Source organism: cyanobacterium endosymbiont of Rhopalodia gibberula (assembly GCF_003574135.1).
In the GTDB taxonomy this organism is placed as follows: Bacteria; Cyanobacteriota; Cyanobacteriia; order Cyanobacteriales; family Microcystaceae; genus Rippkaea.
Map to the genome: position 1 here is coordinate 818,293 of NZ_AP018341.1, position 17,503 is coordinate 835,795.

At 33.8% G+C, this 17,503-nt stretch carries 9 protein-coding genes and 1 tRNA gene; 4 read left to right on the forward strand and 6 right to left on the reverse strand.

Annotated elements, in window-relative coordinates:
- Positions 1–103: 103 nt before the first annotated feature.
- On the forward strand, positions 104–1,864 hold the full coding sequence (locus RGRSB_RS02620) for a hypothetical protein (RefSeq protein WP_119259718.1): 1,761 nt from the start codon (positions 104–106) through the stop codon (positions 1,862–1,864).
- A 38-nt stretch (positions 1,865–1,902) separates the two neighbouring features.
- On the opposite strand, the gene radA is transcribed toward RGRSB_RS02620, so the two are convergent.
- A complete protein-coding gene (gene radA / locus RGRSB_RS02625) occupies positions 1,903–3,441 on the reverse strand; it encodes a DNA repair protein RadA (protein WP_119259719.1) in 1,539 nt (512 codons plus the stop codon).
- 236 nt (positions 3,442–3,677) lie between these two features.
- Between radA and rpaB the strand changes: the two genes are divergently transcribed.
- On the forward strand, positions 3,678–4,409 hold the full coding sequence (rpaB, locus tag RGRSB_RS02630; protein ID WP_119259720.1) for a response regulator transcription factor RpaB: 732 nt from the start codon (positions 3,678–3,680) through the stop codon (positions 4,407–4,409).
- 108 nt (positions 4,410–4,517) lie between these two features.
- Here rpaB and cbiD read toward each other — a convergent pair whose 3' ends face one another.
- Entirely contained in the window at positions 4,518–5,654 is a 1,137-nt protein-coding gene (gene cbiD, locus RGRSB_RS02635) for a cobalt-precorrin-5B (C(1))-methyltransferase CbiD (RefSeq protein WP_172582017.1), read from the reverse strand.
- 53 nt (positions 5,655–5,707) lie between these two features.
- On the reverse strand, positions 5,708–6,541 hold the full coding sequence (trhO, locus tag RGRSB_RS02640; RefSeq protein ID WP_119259721.1) for an oxygen-dependent tRNA uridine(34) hydroxylase TrhO: 834 nt from the start codon (positions 6,539–6,541) through the stop codon (positions 5,708–5,710).
- A gap of 107 nt (positions 6,542–6,648) precedes the next feature.
- Here trhO and RGRSB_RS02645 point away from each other — a divergent pair.
- Positions 6,649–6,721, forward strand: a tRNA-Ala gene (locus tag RGRSB_RS02645).
- A gap of 1,579 nt (positions 6,722–8,300) precedes the next feature.
- Here RGRSB_RS02645 and RGRSB_RS02650 read toward each other — a convergent pair.
- From RGRSB_RS02650 to RGRSB_RS02660, 3 genes are all read right to left on the reverse strand, one after another.
- The gene (locus RGRSB_RS02650; RefSeq protein ID WP_119259722.1) at positions 8,301–9,143 is read right to left on the reverse strand and encodes a hypothetical protein; all 843 of its coding nucleotides are present in this window, start codon (positions 9,141–9,143) and stop codon (positions 8,301–8,303) included.
- A gap of 27 nt (positions 9,144–9,170) precedes the next feature.
- A complete protein-coding gene (locus RGRSB_RS02655) occupies positions 9,171–9,776 on the reverse strand; it encodes a DUF1517 domain-containing protein (protein ID WP_119259723.1) in 606 nt (201 codons plus the stop codon).
- A 77-nt stretch (positions 9,777–9,853) separates the two neighbouring features.
- Entirely contained in the window at positions 9,854–11,236 is a 1,383-nt protein-coding gene (locus tag RGRSB_RS02660) for a Ycf66 family protein (RefSeq protein ID WP_119259724.1), read from the reverse strand.
- A 130-nt stretch (positions 11,237–11,366) separates the two neighbouring features.
- On the opposite strand from RGRSB_RS02660, the gene RGRSB_RS02665 reads away from it, so the two are divergent.
- Positions 11,367–17,096, forward strand: coding sequence for a hypothetical protein (locus RGRSB_RS02665; RefSeq protein WP_119259725.1), 5,730 nt, complete (start codon positions 11,367–11,369; stop codon positions 17,094–17,096).
- The last annotated feature ends 407 nt before the right edge of the window (positions 17,097–17,503 follow it).

The following is a 17,503-nucleotide window of genomic DNA, read 5'->3' on the forward strand; positions in this document are numbered from 1 at the left end:
TCTGTTATGCTAAGCCTAGCAAAAATTGTAAGCCTAATTGTTAACTTTCAAAAGTTAGTTTGTTCTATTTAATTTTTTTTTGTGAGATTTTTAGCGAGTAACTGTGATTTTTCAAGACGATCTTGCCATTTTGATTGCTGACCTTGAGGAAATTCTCTGGGATAGTCAGTTATCAGAACATCCAGGCGTGTTGGCTTTCTTAGAGAGAGTACGATATTATTTGCTTACTCATCAGTTTTATAGAAAGCCTGAAAATTATCAAAAAAGGTCTGAAAAACTAAACGAAGATATTTTAAAAAGACTAGAGACCCAAATAATATCTTGGGTACAATCTGTAGAAAATAACCTAGAGGATTTACGCAATCAAAGACAGTCTCTGCTTCAAGAAATTCGGCAGTTAAAATATGAACGACAACTGATATCTGAGTTTTTAGAAAAGTTAACTATCGGTTGCACTCAAATTATCGAAGGACAATCTTCTAAGTATAAAAAAAGGAACTGTTTCGGTAAAGATTCCTTAAACGGTCTCTCAGTTTCTCCTGAAATGTCTTCAGAAAGGTTAGCCGGTCATATAGATTTAGCCCTAGGAAAAATTTTAGACAGTCTTGGACAAGATTTACAAACCTATTCTGATTGTCTGTCCCAAGGAGTCAAAGGAATATATAGTTTTGAAGAGCGAGGGGAAACTAAATTTCCAGCCTATTTTAGTCACTTACAGCAATCACTAGAAACAACAGTGGATAGGACTCCCTTAACTTCGTCATTTCCAGAACAATCTGCCAGAATAAAGTCTACTCAGGAAAGATGGTTTTTAGGAATTGATTTAACTTCTGAGCAATTTATGGCTGTTTTGTTAGTATTTGGCGCTAAAATCAATCCTAATATAGGAATTTCTACTTTAGAAGAAACAGTTAACCTTTCGTCGGTTATATCAGAAGATGTAACGAGTTCTTTAGCCACATGGGAATCAGCCTTAAAGACTCTCAAAACTCAGTTAATGGCTCGAACAACCTCTTTGATTTTAGGGGAAACAGAATATTCTGTAGCTCAGATCATCAATAAATTGCAGGGAATTATTGTAGTTTGTCCTAGTCAATGGAATTTGGTTGATCGCACTCAACTTCAAAGTCTAATTTTAGATACTTACTCGTTATCAACTTCAGATCAGATTGTCTGGGTGCCTAAAGCAATAGCTGTTGCTTTGAGTTATTTTTCTCCTACTGAAACAGCCAGAAACACCTTGATTATTGATGTGGGAGAAACCATGACAGAATTAGCTTTAGTGAATGTTAAAAACCCCTTTTCCAGTTTGATTAGCCGACAATTAACATATGCTTTTCAATCGATTGATCAAGATATTTTTTGTCAACTTATTTATCCCCAATGGCAATCTCAGATTACTAAGATATCACCCTGTCTTAAACCGCACTTTCCGCAAGTAGGAAATACTAACTTATTCTTACGAGGAGCTTTTAATCAACAACTAAAAAATCATCCTTTAGGGAATACTTTTTTAGAAGTGGCTCAATTAACTCGGTTTATTTTAAAACAACAAGATAGTTTTGTCTCTTCGTTAGGAGAAAAATCTTGGGGTGTAACTCGTCATGAATTTATACAACAGATTACTACTCACTGGATTAAAAAATTAAATGAAACTTCAAACAGTCTTTTCAGTTTAGGAGAAACTTCTCAATACGAAATAGGACAAATTATTCTTTTAGGAAAAGAAATAGAGACGGTTGATTATATTTTACATGCTTGGTTACATGAAAAATTTCTTCAAAATCCTGTTATTTTCAAGCCTAAAAAACAATCAGAAAATAAATTGACTCAAGGATTAGTTTACATACTAAATTTTCTTTAAATAAACAATGTACAACAGCTTACAGAGCTAAATTAATACTAATCTTTTTGTTCGTCATTAATATCTAGCATTCCTTTTTCGAATTTATGTTGGGGCGGAATAGCCGCAGTAATAGCATCAATCACTTTATTGATCGCAATAATTTCTAGTCCGATATCATCAGCAAAAGTCTGACCTTTAGGCACAATTGCTCGTTTAAAGCCCAACTTAGCTGCTTCTTTAAGACGCAGTTCCATTTGAGATACTAGCCGAACCTGTCCCCCTAACCCCACTTCACCAATCAAGACAGTGCGAGGATCAACTACCCGATCCCGAAAACTGGCTACCACAGCAATCGCTACTCCCAAGTCAGCGGCTGGTTCTTCCACCCCTAACCCACCGGCAGAGGCTACATAAGCATCCAATTTTGATAACGGAATCCCTACTCGTTTCTCCAAGACGGCTAAAATCTGTTGTAGGCGACTATAATCAACCCCAGTGGTGGAACGACGAGGGGAAGAATAACTCGTAGGACTGACTAATGCTTGCAATTCTACTACTAAAGGACGAGTTCCCTCACAAGCAACGACAGTAGCGGTTCCTGGAGCAAATTCATCACGGTTGCCTAGAAATAATTCTGAGGGGTTAAGGACTTCTACTAACCCATGTTCAACCATTTCAAAAATTCCGATTTCATGAGTCGCCCCAAAGCGATTTTTAACTGATCTGAGAAGACGATGGGAAGCATAGCGATCACCCTCAAAATATAAGACTGTATCGACCAAATGTTCAAGTACTCTTGGTCCTGCAATTGCCCCTTCTTTAGTGACGTGACCAACAATCAGTAGAGTGATATTCTCTCGTTTAGCTACTTGCATCAACGCTGAAGTACACTCACGGACTTGGGCAACTGAGCCGGGGGCTGAAGTGAGGGCAGCAAAATAGAGAGTTTGAATACTATCAATAACAGCAACTTGTGGCTTTAACGATTCTAACTCTCGCAGAATTTCTTCCAAATCTGTTTCTGGTAAAATGTAAAGGCTGGCATTGGTGTTGTTTCTCTCCGAATTTGCTGATTTGGAGTTTTTGGGTTCTTGACCATTACTGTTAACATCGGTGGTCGTTGTTGTTTCTTTGACCCCCAACCGAGAAGCCCTCAATTTCACCTGTTGTCCTGATTCTTCAGCAGACACATAGAGAATGCGAGGCAATCTTTGGGACAGTTGGTTAGCTGTTTGTAGTAAGAGAGTAGATTTCCCGATTCCTGGATCACCACCAATCAAAACAAGGGAACCAGGAACCATTCCCCCACCGAGAACTCGGTCTAATTCTTCATATCCCGACGGAAACCTAAGTTGTTCTTCTTGGGTAATTTCTGAAAATGGGATTGAAATGCGAGGTTTAGGGGGGGTGGTGGAGATGTTCTGCGAACGTGTGTTAGATTGCCATCCTCCCCGTAAAATTCCCCCTGATAGACTGGGGTTAACAATTTGTTCTTCCAGAGTCCCATAAACTCCGCAACTAGGGCATTTACCAAACCACTGAGGAGACTCTGCACCACAGGCACTGCAAATATGAATAGTCCGAGATTTTACCATAATGCCTTTTTTAAGAAAGGTTAAAAAAACTTAAAAAACTAGCTGGTTAGAGTCCAAAATAATTAAAAAATGATAAGGGGTATGCTGTTTCGTTATCCTATTTAAAATCCTTACTAAGGGGGAAATAATCTATAGTTATTGACTTAATCATAATAAGAAAGCGATATTCTAGAGACAGAAACATCGCTATGTAACTTAACGTTCAGAAATTTTACATCTAAGGAGTATTGGAGAAATTGGAAATTCATAAAGAGAAAATTCTAGTGGTTGATGATGAAGCTAGCATCCGTCGTATTTTAGAAACTCGTTTGTCTATGATTGGTTATGATGTGGTCACAGCTGCCGATGGAGAAGAAGCCTTAGACACTTTTCATAAAGCTGATCCTGATTTAGTCGTTTTAGATGTCATGATGCCTAAGCTTGATGGTTATGGTGTCTGTCAAGAATTACGCAAAGAATCGGACATCCCTATCATCATGTTAACTGCTTTAGGAGATGTTGCTGATAGAATTACAGGGTTAGAGTTGGGAGCTGATGATTATGTAGTTAAACCTTTTTCCCCTAAGGAATTGGAAGCGAGAATTAGATCCGTATTGCGACGGGCTGACAAGAATGGAACTCCAGGAATTCCTAGTTCAGGGGTCATTCACATCGGATCAATTAGAATTGATACGAACAAACGTCAAGTTTATAAAGGGGATGAACGCATCCGTTTGACGGGGATGGAGTTTAGTTTATTAGAGCTGTTAGTCAGTCGATCAGGCGAACCTTTTTCTCGTTCAGAAATTCTACAGGAGGTCTGGGGATATACTCCCGAACGCCATGTGGATACCCGTGTAGTAGATGTTCATATTTCCCGTCTCAGGGCAAAATTAGAGGATGATCCGAGTAATCCTGAGTTGATTCTGACGGCTAGAGGAACTGGCTATCTCTTTCAACGTATTTTAGAATCAGGAGAAGAGTTTTGACTATTCCCCGTCAAGCTCAAGCTGTGACGGGGACAAAATACTCAGTTTGTAATATGATGTAAAGTTAATTTCCGATTTGGAGTATGGAAATTTTACACAATATTTTTACTACTTACAGATTTCATTGCTCATAATTAGTTTTCCGTGATTACTGCTAACAATGATAGAGCGATCACGTCCAAATAAGACAGATCCTACTCTCACATTAACGTCAGTATGTTTACGAATATAAACTTGACTTCTTTGATCAATCGTCTGAGCTATAGATTGATAGATTTTTTCAGTCCAATTACTTCCCGTTTGTTCATCACAATCCCGCAATAATTTTAATCCATTTTCCGTTGTAGAACTTTTTAAAAGCTGTTGCAACTTAGTATTTGGACAACCTATTTTAGCTCCATGAGCAACTAAGATTTCTAATCGTCCATCCGCTAAATAATGATGGGTATGGAAAATTCCTCCAGCTAATTTGATTAGCTTACCATGATAACCAAATAGTAGAAGAGAAGCTAATTTTTGAACTCCAGCTGTTACTAATAAAGGGCCTAGCCAATTCGCAGTTTTAATTATTCTTTCAGGATTAATTCCTTGTTTTCTTGCTAACTCTAAGCCATTTTCCCCCAAACAAAATACTAAACTATTAAACTGTTTAGCTTTGGCAGTTAGTTCCTCTTGATATGCTGTTAATTGATTGGCAGCAGTTAAGGGTTGAGAAATACCAGTAGTTCCTAACAAAGAAAGTCCTTCTACCACTCCAAATGACTCATTAGATGTTCTTTTTGCTAATTGTTTTCCTTCCGGCAAGATAATAGTTACAATAATGCTCTCTGTGGGTTTAAGATATTTCTTAAGATTTTTATGTAATATTTTTTTCGCATAATGATAAATGGCGCATTTACCTTCATTATTAATCTGGATACCAATTCCTTCACCTCCTTTAATCAAAATTTGCTTACAAGAATTAGCTTGAGTTTGTTCAACTAATTCAACTAATACCCAAACTGGAGTATTTCTAGTTAAATCTAAATTATCTCCTGGATCACTTCTAGTAATTGCTAAAGCTGAATTTAATCCGATTCTAGCTACTTGTTCAATTGGAATATTAACCACTTTAGAAGGGTAAATTAAATCCACAGATACAATATTTTTAATATTTTTGTTTTGAATATGACTTAAAGCAGCGATTGCCGATGCGCAAGCAAATACAGGTAACGTATAGCCAGAACGAGATGATTGACTGATCATTATTTATTTCTTTTATTAGCAAATTTTAATTACTTTTTTTTCTGGTTGTAGTTCTATTTTTCTGTGATAAAACTAGAAATACAGTTAGAACAAGAGACTCCCTCTTCATAGTCTGAAAATAGCTTTTTTATCTTGGAAAGCGGATAACCACAGCTAGGACACATTTTATAATTTCCTTTTTTTAAGTTATGTTTAATTGCTATTCTTTGATCAAAAACAAAACATTCTCCATCCCATAAACTTTGTTCTAATTTTACTTTCTCCAAATATTTTAAGATTCCTCCTTTAAGATGATAAACTTCCTTGAATCCTTTGTTAACTAGCAAAGAAGTTGCTTTTTCACAACGAATTCCTCCTGTACAAAACATAGCTATTTTTTTATGTTTGGATGGGTGAAGATTTTGAGATACATAATTAGGAAATTCTCGAAAAGAGTTAGTTCTAGGATTAATTGCTCCTTTAAAACTTCCCATCTCTACTTCATAATTATTACGGGTATCAATAACTAAAATTTCTGGATCGGAAATTAAATAATTCCAGTCATTATACTCAACATAAGTACCGACCTTTTCAAGCGGATTAATGTCTGAAATTCCTAGAGTAACAATCTCTTTTTTTAGTCTAACTTTTGTCCGTTTAAACGGCAAATACTCTATAGAAGCTTCTTTTGTTTCTAAGTCAGTTAAGCGAGGATCACAACGTAAGTAAGCCATTACAGCATCAAGTCCCTGACGAGACCCCGCAATTGTTCCGTTTATTCCTTCTTGGGCTAATAAGATTGTGCCTTTAATGGCTTTTTGGTAGCAAAGTTCTAGTAAAGGTTTTTGCTTTGTCTCAAAATCTGTCAGTCTCACGAATTTATAGAAGGTAGCGACGATTTGATTCATGGTAGGTTTGCTCGAAAAAATTTGTCATTTTAAAGATTCTATGTGTATAATAGCGAGGGTGAACAAGTTGTTGGGGACTTCCCGTTAATTGTCCACTCAATGAATGTGGGGGTATAGCTCAGTTGGTAGAGCGCCTGCTTTGCAAGCAGGACGTCAGCGGTTCAAGTCCGCTTACCTCCATCAGGATATATTTAAATGAATCCTTTTTTTGGTATTTTTATTTTGTATTGTCCGTTTTTGGTTGGGGAACTACCAGATTTTAGTTTTTTGTAATTTGACCTAGTGTCTGGCTGACTGAGTCCCGAATAGCACCCACCGTGAAGTCGGGGTTATTGATTTAGATATCGCCGCAACCGTTGGGTTATCTTGAAGTGATACAAGCACTTCAAGATAACCCAACGGTTGTGTAACGTCAAAAACTTAGTCTTTATAAGATTAAGTTTTTATAGAATTGAAGGTTTTACATAGCAAAACTTTTAGCTTTTGTTTACTACAAAGTTGTCAAAGCTAGGTTAGAAAATTCTAAATTTTTTGATAGGATTTATTTCAAAAACTATTATCATGACAACGGACCTGACAACATTAATATAAAAAAAGGTTCTTTGCATTGTTTATTATAAATGTGAACGAGAGCAAAAGCAGAAATATTATGTTTAAATGTAAGAGTATGTAAAGTTTAAAAAACTACAGATTGACTGAGACTATCAGAAAACGCAATTAGACAAATAATTTATATAGATAGATTGTTAAAAAATAAAAAATAATTGTGAGATTTACTAAAAAATAAAAGAAAAGAACTTATATAGAAGAATAGATAAAATATTATGAATAGTTATCAGGATAGAATAGAACAATTTGTATTAATCGATAATGAACTAATTTGTAATATTAATAAATAAATTTTTTTTTTAAATGAAAAGTCAGAAATATAAATAAAGAAGAGTGAGTACAAGGATTATTCCATTTTTTTAAAAAAAGAAACAAAAAATAGAGAATTTTATATAAAGAAATAAATATGGTAATTGTTATTGATAATTACTCAGTTGATATAAGTAGTTTTTTTAAAAACTTGAATAATTTCAATAAAAAGAAAAATATTAATCATGGTAGCAATTTTTTTCTTCAAAAAACTAATTTAGCTAGTCTTTTTATTATTTATGTATAAAATTATATGGACAAATTTTCCGTTAAAAAATTTGTCCATGTTTAAATATATCTTTTATTTATTAAAAACACTTCTAGTTCTAGTTGATTTCTTTTTTAAAATTTTTCAATTATTTCTATTTACTCCAAATTTTTAGTAATAAAAATTTATATTATATTGGGTAATATTACTACCTCATAATTAAACCATCTTTATTTAAATTGTATAATTTTCTACTTAAAAAAGTAAAAATATTTTTTATCTTTAATTCCATTTAATTTTTCCTTTTCTTTGTACTCTACTAATCATTTTTTAGTATAAACCATTAAGTATAAGGTTTTAGTATAATTGATAGCGATTACTAGACTATTTGATTACTTCTTCTTTAGTTATAAAACTGTCTAAATATTTTTAGCTTTTATTACATTATCAATGATATTTTCCTTAAAAACTTCATTTACCGACTATTTTTTGTTATTTATACTTTGTGAGATTGATAATTTTAGTAAAGATCTTACAAATTTTTTTCTTGCCATCACTAATTTTTTTGAAAATAAAACCTCGTCCTAAAATGGTGAGGTTTAAAAACTGGTTTTTGGCTTAAAAGTCAGAGTTTTAGCGTTTTCTTCCACCAAAACTACGAGACCGCGACCTGGGATACCTACTACCAAAACCACTCTTGTGTTGGGTAGTAGGTTTAGATCTTCCAGAGGTTCTTAGCCTACTCGACCCCACTCCTGAACCGCTTGATTTACTGGAATTAGAGGAACTTTTGCGGGTTGACGAAGAGCTTCTTAGGTTCCCTGAAGTCCGTAAGGTTTCGCGATTTTGCACGGCTGCAGGGGGAGCATTGTATCTACTTCGGTAGCTATCAACTGCTTGAGTATAGGAGTTTCCATAACCGCCATATCCTCTAATAATACCTCCTGATTGATACATGGGAGGAACATAGTAACGAGGGCTAAACAGTAGATTCCCTACCGCTTGACCCACTAACGCTCCAGCAAAAGGAGTCCAAAAATTAGATTCCCGATGCATTACTACAGTTTGGGGTTGTCCAGTTTGAGGGTTAGTTTGAGTTTCAGTTACGGTATGGACGTATTCAATTTTAAAGTCTTTGGTGAGGAACATGATAGCTTCATTTCCAGTAACTTCTACTGAAGTTTTTTCCCCATTAGCAATCTGTTCATCTGTCAATCGTGCCATTTGTAAGTCAGCAGTCTGATAGATAGAAGATGTTCCTGGGGGTGTATTTAACAGCATCAGAGTATAGGTTCCGTCGGCATCGTCATAGCTTGCCTGTTGGACTGGATAAGTTCCTTTATTCACTTGGTTAGGAGAAACCGGTGAATTCTTATGAATAGAAGAAGACTGGGTTGGGGTGATTGATGAACTACAAGCTACTGTCGTCCAACATAAGGCTATGATCATCAAAATAGTAATGAATCTGCGTGGCATAAGTTTAAATTATTGGACTAGGATTGATTATAAGGAAACTAATTCTGAGAAATTAAGTAATAGCTGATCATTAGTAAGTTCATCACCTAATTGGGCGGGGGAAAAGTGGACTTGTATCGCTTCTAAAACCCCTTGATAATTAAGGTTAATGAGAGCTTTAAGTCCCTCTTCTAAGGCTAGGCGATCAGCTAAACTGGTTTCTAATTCAGGCGCTTCACCTTTAAAAGCTACTATGATCATAACAACCACATTACGGGTCATAGGAAGGGACAAAGGGGTGTTTTCCTCACTGGTAAAACCGTCAAATTCTGGTTCACTGAGATAACGTTGGGCAGAATCTGTAAATAATTCGGTGATATAATCTCCCGCCTCTTCTTCTTTCCAAAAAACATCTCCTTCATTAGCGGCTGATCGCCAATAAATAGACATATCTAAGAGTTTTTGGCAAATACTAGCTAAGCCATCTCCTAACACTCCTAAATCTCCTTCAGATTCTAAGGCGTCTTGGGCAGTCTGGTTGAGAACCCCTAGAAGGGGAGCGACTTCATCTCCAGCAAGATGGATAAAAATACGAGAAACTACAAAACGGTTCTTCCCTGTTAACTTGTTAAAGCGATTACCTAAAGAACTCATAATAGTGTTTTCCTTGACTATAGAGAATTGAGTGGGAGAGAGGGAAATTTTTAATGTATGACTTTCAACGGCTAACTTTATTTTTCATCGTTTTTATCTGACTTTCTGTTTTCTTCTTTTTCTTGAGTAAAACTTTCAAAAAAACCGGAAGTAGATGATTCTGTTTCAAAATTATCTGTGTCTAGGTTAGTCTCTTGAGAGCTTTCTATGATGAAGGACTCACTAATTTGAGATTGATCTTCTATGGTCATTGTTGGCGTCTTTTCAGATACTTCTAGGATAGTTTCCTCCGAAAAGATAGACTTTTTTGAGGTTTCCTCTTTATTTTTTTTTTGTTGTTCGCTCTCAAAAGTTTCTGGGGTAACTTCTATCTCTTCAACGATTATCGTTGTTGCTTGAGATTGTTCTGAAGGATCAAAATTCTCTTTCTTTACTTGTTGAGTTGCCAATTCTTCTCGCTTTCCTGATGCTTCTGTTACTTTATGTTCTATGACTACTTTCTTTCCAGGAACCGCTTCAAACGTTTCGGGTTTCTCCAAAGTCTCAGAATTTTCCCAGTCTTCTTTGTCTATGTCTAATTCCTGTTGGTTAGATGATTCAGTAATAATTTCTGATGGCGATTGGGGTTTCGGTTTTATAAACCTAAATAGAGAACTTAGGGAAAATCCCTTCTTCTTGGGTTTTTTAAGTTCTAATTCAATGGTCGTAGAAGATTTGGATTCGTTTTCTACCGTAGGGGTTTCTATTGGTTCTTCTGTTTGTTCTTCCGCCAGTTTTGGTAAAGGAAATCTTTCATCTGAAATTGACGATTCAGGTATTTCTTTATAAGAGGTTTCTAATGTTGCTGTTTCTCCCATTAGGGTAATCGCTTCTGTTGATTCTTGAATGAAGGTTTCTGCCATTTCTGGGAAGGTATCTTCTTCTATTACTTCTGCTGATTCTTGAATGAAGGTTTCTGCCATTTCTGGGAAGGTATCTTTTTCTGTAGATACTTCTTTAGAGATTGGACTATAAACTTCTCTCGTAAGAGGTTCTTGTACTTTTGTTACCTTTTCTACTACTGGAGGCGGTGTATCGGCAATATTAGAGTTTTTCTTACCTCTTAAACGGCTTTTTACCCAACTTAGGATGGAAAAATTATTAGGATTAGTTTGGTCCTCAGGATGAGTGATCACCCGTCTCAGCTGAACGGTTTGCCACCAGAAGGATACCACTAATATCACTGCCGCCGACTGTCCCAATAAGATTCCACCAGTGATGCGTTCAGCACATATCCATAAAACTAGGGCATAAAATAAACCAATACCACTCCAAAGAAAATCGTCTTGGCGATGCAATTTTGGTAAGAAGAAAGCTGATAGATACAAAATTATGCTAATGAAAGCGATGATAATTGCTAGGATGTAGTCCAACATCGAATAGGTTACTCCTTGAGTATTTTCTTTATCATTGTGAGGCATCTTGCCTCTTATTGTTCATGGGATTCATGATCCAGTTTTCCACTTAAGTAAGTTAGATTAGTTACCAAATTCTTTGACTACGGTTGTCTCCTTACACTTGATATTGTTTTTAAACCGTTAAGAAACCTCCATGAGTCAATCGCCGCTTCCTCCTGATTCTACGTCAAACTATTTGGGTCGTCTGCTAAGAATAGCGAAAAAACCATATAATATTGCGCTTGTACTTGCTTCTGTAACCGTTATTATCATTGGCTACACAGGGTTACGTCTTTTTCTTCAAAAATATCTTCCTCCTTGGTTAGAAAAACAAGTTAGTTACTTGATTAATCGTCCTGTTGATATTGATGAACTTCAAGGTTTTTCTCTCACTCGTCTTTATCTAGGATCTACTTCGGTTCCACAAACTTCTGAGCATCCTAATCAACTTACGGCTAGTCGTGTTGTTGTTCATTTTGATCCCATTGCTGTTCTATTCAAACGAACTTTAGTGATTAAAATTGTACCTAAAGATGTTGAAGTTGAGTTACATCAATATTCTGAAGGAGATTTACTTAAGGGAGATATAACGGATGAAATTATTCCTCTCAAGTTGGACCTTACTTTCGATCTTACAAATGTTGTCATAAATGTTTTTCCTCAAGGTATAAATAATTTCCTTGTAACAACTCTCAATGGACAAGCAAGATATAGTGAAGTTACGAAAGCAAAGTGGGATTATGATCTTAATTTAGCCTTACTGAATAGTGAGATTTCTCTCGAAGGAGAAACAGTTATTGATACCAAAGAAAGTCAGATAAAACTAGCTATTGCTAAGTTTGATTTTAGCCAATTAATGCCTCTTATCATTAATTCTCCTGTTCAACTGTATAAAGGAGATATTGAAGCGAATCTAAATCTTAATTTTCCTTCTATTGAAAAATTATCTGAAACCAGAGCTGAAGGGGAAGTCAACTTAGATAATCTTAAAGGGAGAGTTAAATTTTTAAAAAAACCTTTGCAGGCCGTTGCCAATATTTCTTTTCAAGCGGAAAAAGTTTTGATAAAAAAAACTCAAATAAATTTAGGTAATATTACTGCTAATTTATCTGGTCAATATGATTGGAATACTGGATTTAATTTAGAAGCTAAAATTAGCGGTTTAAGTGGGAATAATATTCAGCAAGTCTACCCAATTAAATTGCCCATAGGAGTTGAAGGAGAATTACAAGCTAAGTTGAACTTAATAGGAATGCTTAATGCCCCTTTATTAAGAGGGAAGATAGAAAATAAAAAAAATATAAAGATTGCTCAAACTAAACTTGAGAAGATTACTATTGATTTTCAGAGTAATTTAGATAATTTTTTATTGAAAGATTTATTAGTTATCCCTGAGGTTGGGGGGTGGATTGTTGCCCAAGGTATGGCTAAACCTAAAATTTTTCAATCTCTTATTAATGGCAAGCCAATTGATTGGGAAAATATTCCTTTTAAATTAGTTTTTAAGACTGAACTGCCAAGTAAAAAAATAGTTAATGACTATCATGAATTGCCAATGGAAGTAAACTTAAATCATCTAAAAGCACAAGGAGATATAAATGGAAGCTTTGCTAGTCTTAAAGGCATAATAAAATGGAATACAGCTGGAAGTTTGAACAGACCTAATACTCAAATTAGCAGTCAAGGTAATATTTTAGTAGACAAAAATAATCTTTTTTTAAAAAATCTAGAATTAGTGACCAAAAAAGGGAGAGTAGTTATAAACGGTAGTGGAAATTTTAAAAATAAAAAGTGGCAAGCTTACTTAAATTCTAATTTTCTAGATTTAACTCCATTTACTTCAACAATTTGCAGTATAAAACATACAAAATGTCCTAATAATATTTTCTTAGAAAATGCCGATGTTAAAATAGGAGGTAACTTTAATAAACCTTGGAAAAAATCAGTTGATTTATCGTCTAATTTAGCTCTATTATTAGACGATGGTAATCTTGTTATTAACAGTCAATTACAACAAGCTAAATTTACCACATCAGTAACGGGATTAGATTTACCTTTAAGTTTATTACTGGCTAATATTTTTATTCCAATTACATTAAGGAAATATAAATTTAATTTATCAGGAAACATAGAAGAAATTTTACAGGAATCAACCATTAATGTTAATGCGATTAAAGGTGATTCTAACTTAGAATTAGAAATAGCTAGAAGTCCCTTGAATGCCCAAGTAACCTGGAAAAATGGATTGTTTGAAGGAAACGCTGAGCTGAGATCTTTATCTCTCAATCAATTTTTACCCCAGTTAGCTATTCCTGTTCAATTAACTAACAGTAATATTAATTTTTTAGGAAGTCTACAATCACTACTATCTTTGAGTAAAACTCCTAACTTTAAAGACTTTCAAGTAAATGCTGACACACAGTTTAAAATTGAACTTGGAGTTACAAAAAAAGAAATTGCCACATCAATCCAATTGATTAATAATCAATGGCAGACTAATATTATTGCTAATCAACTAGATTTATCAACCTGGAAAAATCAATTATTGTCTTCACAAATAATTGAACCAATTGATGCAAAAATAAACCTATCAGGAACTTTAGAATCGTTATTATCGCCTAATTCTACAATTCCTATTCAAGCTAATACTATTTTAGTAGAGATGGGACAGCAAAACATAAAAGCTAATGGAAATATAACTCTAACTAATCTTCTTAATAATCCTGATATTACTTCTATCAATCTAAATGTTGAGACCCAAGCTGATTTGAGAATTTTACCTATTACAGAACTTTTATCCAAAATTCCTATTTATAAACAGCTTTTACCACAAACTATTGATTTAGCAGGAAAAGGCAAATTTAAAGGCAGTTTAGTTGGAAAAAATTTATTAACTTCTTCTCTATTTAATAGCAATTTAAAATTGAAAGGAAACTTAAGTTTATCAGATTTTGCATTTAATGAATTAGATTTTGAATCGATTTTAAAGGGAAAAATCGATTTAGTAATAGGAAAAAAGATTTCCATTGATTTACGAGGAAAAAAAGATGTTATTACTGCAATTTTTACTTCCTGTTTACAACAAAAATGCTTGTTTCCTTATATCCCATATTCCTTTGAAATAAGCCAAAAATATAAAAATTCTTCTCCAATAACTGTCAAAGGAAATCGTCAGGATGATCGCCTAGTCGCTAACATTCAAAACTTGCCTTTAAAACAATTAAAATTGTTCCCAGTTAGTGATTATGGTTTAACTGATTATTTAGGAGGGAAAGTTAATCTTAACTTGGAAATTGATTCATTAACTTTAATAGGTAGAGGAAAGTTAAATATCATTAATCCTAATTTAGGTGGAGTTTTTGGAGATAACTTACAAATTAATTGGGCTTACCAGAATGACTATGTCACTGTAACAAATACAACCTTAAAATTAGGAGAAAGCAGCTATAATATTAGAGGAAAAGTAGCATTAAAAACAGGAGAAATTCAGGGAAGTTTACGAGTAGATAAAGGTTATATTCAAGAACTTTTAAAAGTACTAAAAATCTCTAATTTTGATAGTATTTTACGATTTTTAAAATTTAAAAAAGATTCTTCAACACATTTTGAACAAGTGATTCCTCAACCCATTGGAGATATCAAGGCGCCGATTTCAGAACAAGTCAATCAGTTGTGGGAAAATGATCAAAAAATCAAGGAAATTGCTATTGAGAGACAAGCTAGCAAATTGCCACAAGAATTAGATATTAAAGGTGAATTTAATGGAGAAATCTTCTTGTTTGGAACTCTCAGAGCTCCAAAAATAACTTTCCAATTCGAAGGAGAAAGTTGGGAATGGATATCTCAACCACCAACCCCTTCTATCATTAATCCTTTAGGTTTTGTACTCGAAGATTCTCCGGTAATTTCTCTCGAGAAGTTAGTAATCAAAGGGAAGCTAGAAAATGGAATTGTTAACATAAATCCCATGATAAAGCTTAATGAAAGTTTAATTCAAGCTAATATTAACTTAATTTATAACAACAATCAGTTTAACTTACAACCTTCAACTTTCAGTCTTAATAATCTAACTCTAAATACAGTACGTAACTTAATAACTATTCCTGGGGATATTAATGGTAGTATTGATCTAGCAGGAAATCTTACTGGAAGTTTAATAAAACCAGAAATAAACGGAATATTTTCTTTAGAAAAAGTAATCATCAATGCTCGATTACTTAGACAAAGTTTTCAAGGTAATTTTACTTATAGTAATGCACAATTAGAACTACAAATAGATAAGCCAGATTTTATTAAGGCTCATGCTCATATTCCCTTACCTATTGAGATAAATAATGATAATCGATTTAAAATCAATATCAGACTAGGAACTGAGGCATTTTCTCTATTAGAAATAGTAACTCAAGAACAAGTAAGTTGGGTTGAAGGAGAAGGAAAAATAGATCTTGATCTGAGTGGTAAAATTACTATTAATGATGAAGTAAAAGTTAGTTTTGATCCTAACAGTCGGTCAATTTTAGATCTGAACTCGATAACATTTAAAAATTATTTATCACCAAATACTTTGACTTTAAATGGAGAAATAGCTATCCAAAATAGAAAAATAGAAGTAAATAAATTAACAGGTATAATTGGAGGAATAACTGTTAACGCTATGGGGGTATTACCCCTATTTTCTTCGTCGCTTGAAAATATTGATAGCACCATTCCTTTAAGCGTCACCTTGACTCCAAATAAGATAAATACTGGCAATTTATATCAAGGAATTGCTAATGCTTTAATTTTTATTAAAGGTACAGTTTTTAGCCCTATAATTGAGGGAGAAATACAGTTAAATCAAGGTAAATTCATAGTTCCTAATTTTATTTCTGATATTTATAAGAAAACAGAATCATCAATTTTAGAAGAGTGGATAAGAAGAATTAATCCCTTAGAAGAAGTTGTTATTCTTCCCAAATTTAATGACTTTAGAGTTTCAATTAAAGAAGTGGCAATTGAGCAGAGAAATATTAGTCCAAAATTTATTTTTAACGTAAGTGGAAATTTAGGTTTAAGTGGTCAATTAGCTAGTTTTTCTTTACCGGGATTACTTTCTTTAAAACCGTCTGGAAAAGTTCATATCAATAGTGGGAAAGTAGACATTCCTGTGACGCGTGTTTTTATCCCTCGTCAATCTAATAATACTATTACTTTTTTTCCACAAAAAGGGTTGTTAAATCCTTATATTGATCTAGAATTTAAACTTTATATATTGAATATTGCCCTAAGGGCAATTAATGCTAATGAAGTTGCTGATGATATTGTTCAAAGTGGTCGTTCCCAATCAGTAGAAATTACGCTAGGAATCAAAGGAGATGCTAACCAATTACTTCCTAATCTCGGTACTAAATTAGAAGAAGTTTGTAAACTAAGGCCAAATAATTATCGTCCTATTCCCCAAATTTCAGCGATTGATCCTAATAAATTAAGACAACTAGTTAACTGTATTAAGGTCAATAATTTAGGAACTAATTCAATTCAGGATTTACTACAATCCCCAATTGTTTCTTTTTCTAGTAGTCCCCGTTTAAGTAATAGTGAATTGCTAACACTTTTTGGGACACAACTTCCTAATCTAGTCGAGCAATTACAGCAACAAAATTCAGCCCAATTAGTGGAAGCAGGACTACCTCAAGTAGCAGTAGTCTTGTTTCCTTTTTTACAAGATTGGCTTTTTGAACTTAATGAAACAACTAATCAAGTGGGAAAGGAATGGGGGATAGGAAATTTGCGCTTATATCCTGTTTTAGAAAAAGTCTATGAACTTGAAGATAATTCACTAATTCGTTTTTCCTATGATTATTCATTTAATGAGGTAATTATCCGTTATGAGAATAAATTTTAGTACGACTTTAAACTCAAATAATGTATCTAGTCAAATATCTACTTGTTTCAGTAGGAAATAGGCAATAGGAATAGGAAATAGTTATAAAAATTCATGATTTCTCCATCACTAATTTAAAGTAAGTTCGGCTGAGTTCGGCGAGCTCTAAAAACATGGTTGTTATTCTCAATATTTGAGTTTAAATACGACGAGGTTGACAAACATCAAAAAGAGCAACTATTAATAATCATTTAAGAATAGCAGAAAGCGAGGTTAACTTAATATTTAATATTTTGAGCCTAAATTATGGAAAAGGTTTTTTAAGTAAATGAGTGTAAGCAATAAATCAAACCAAAAGGTTAATAAAAAAATATAAACACTTTGATTTGTAAAGTGTTTAATCTGAGAAATATATTAAGTTGATTGCT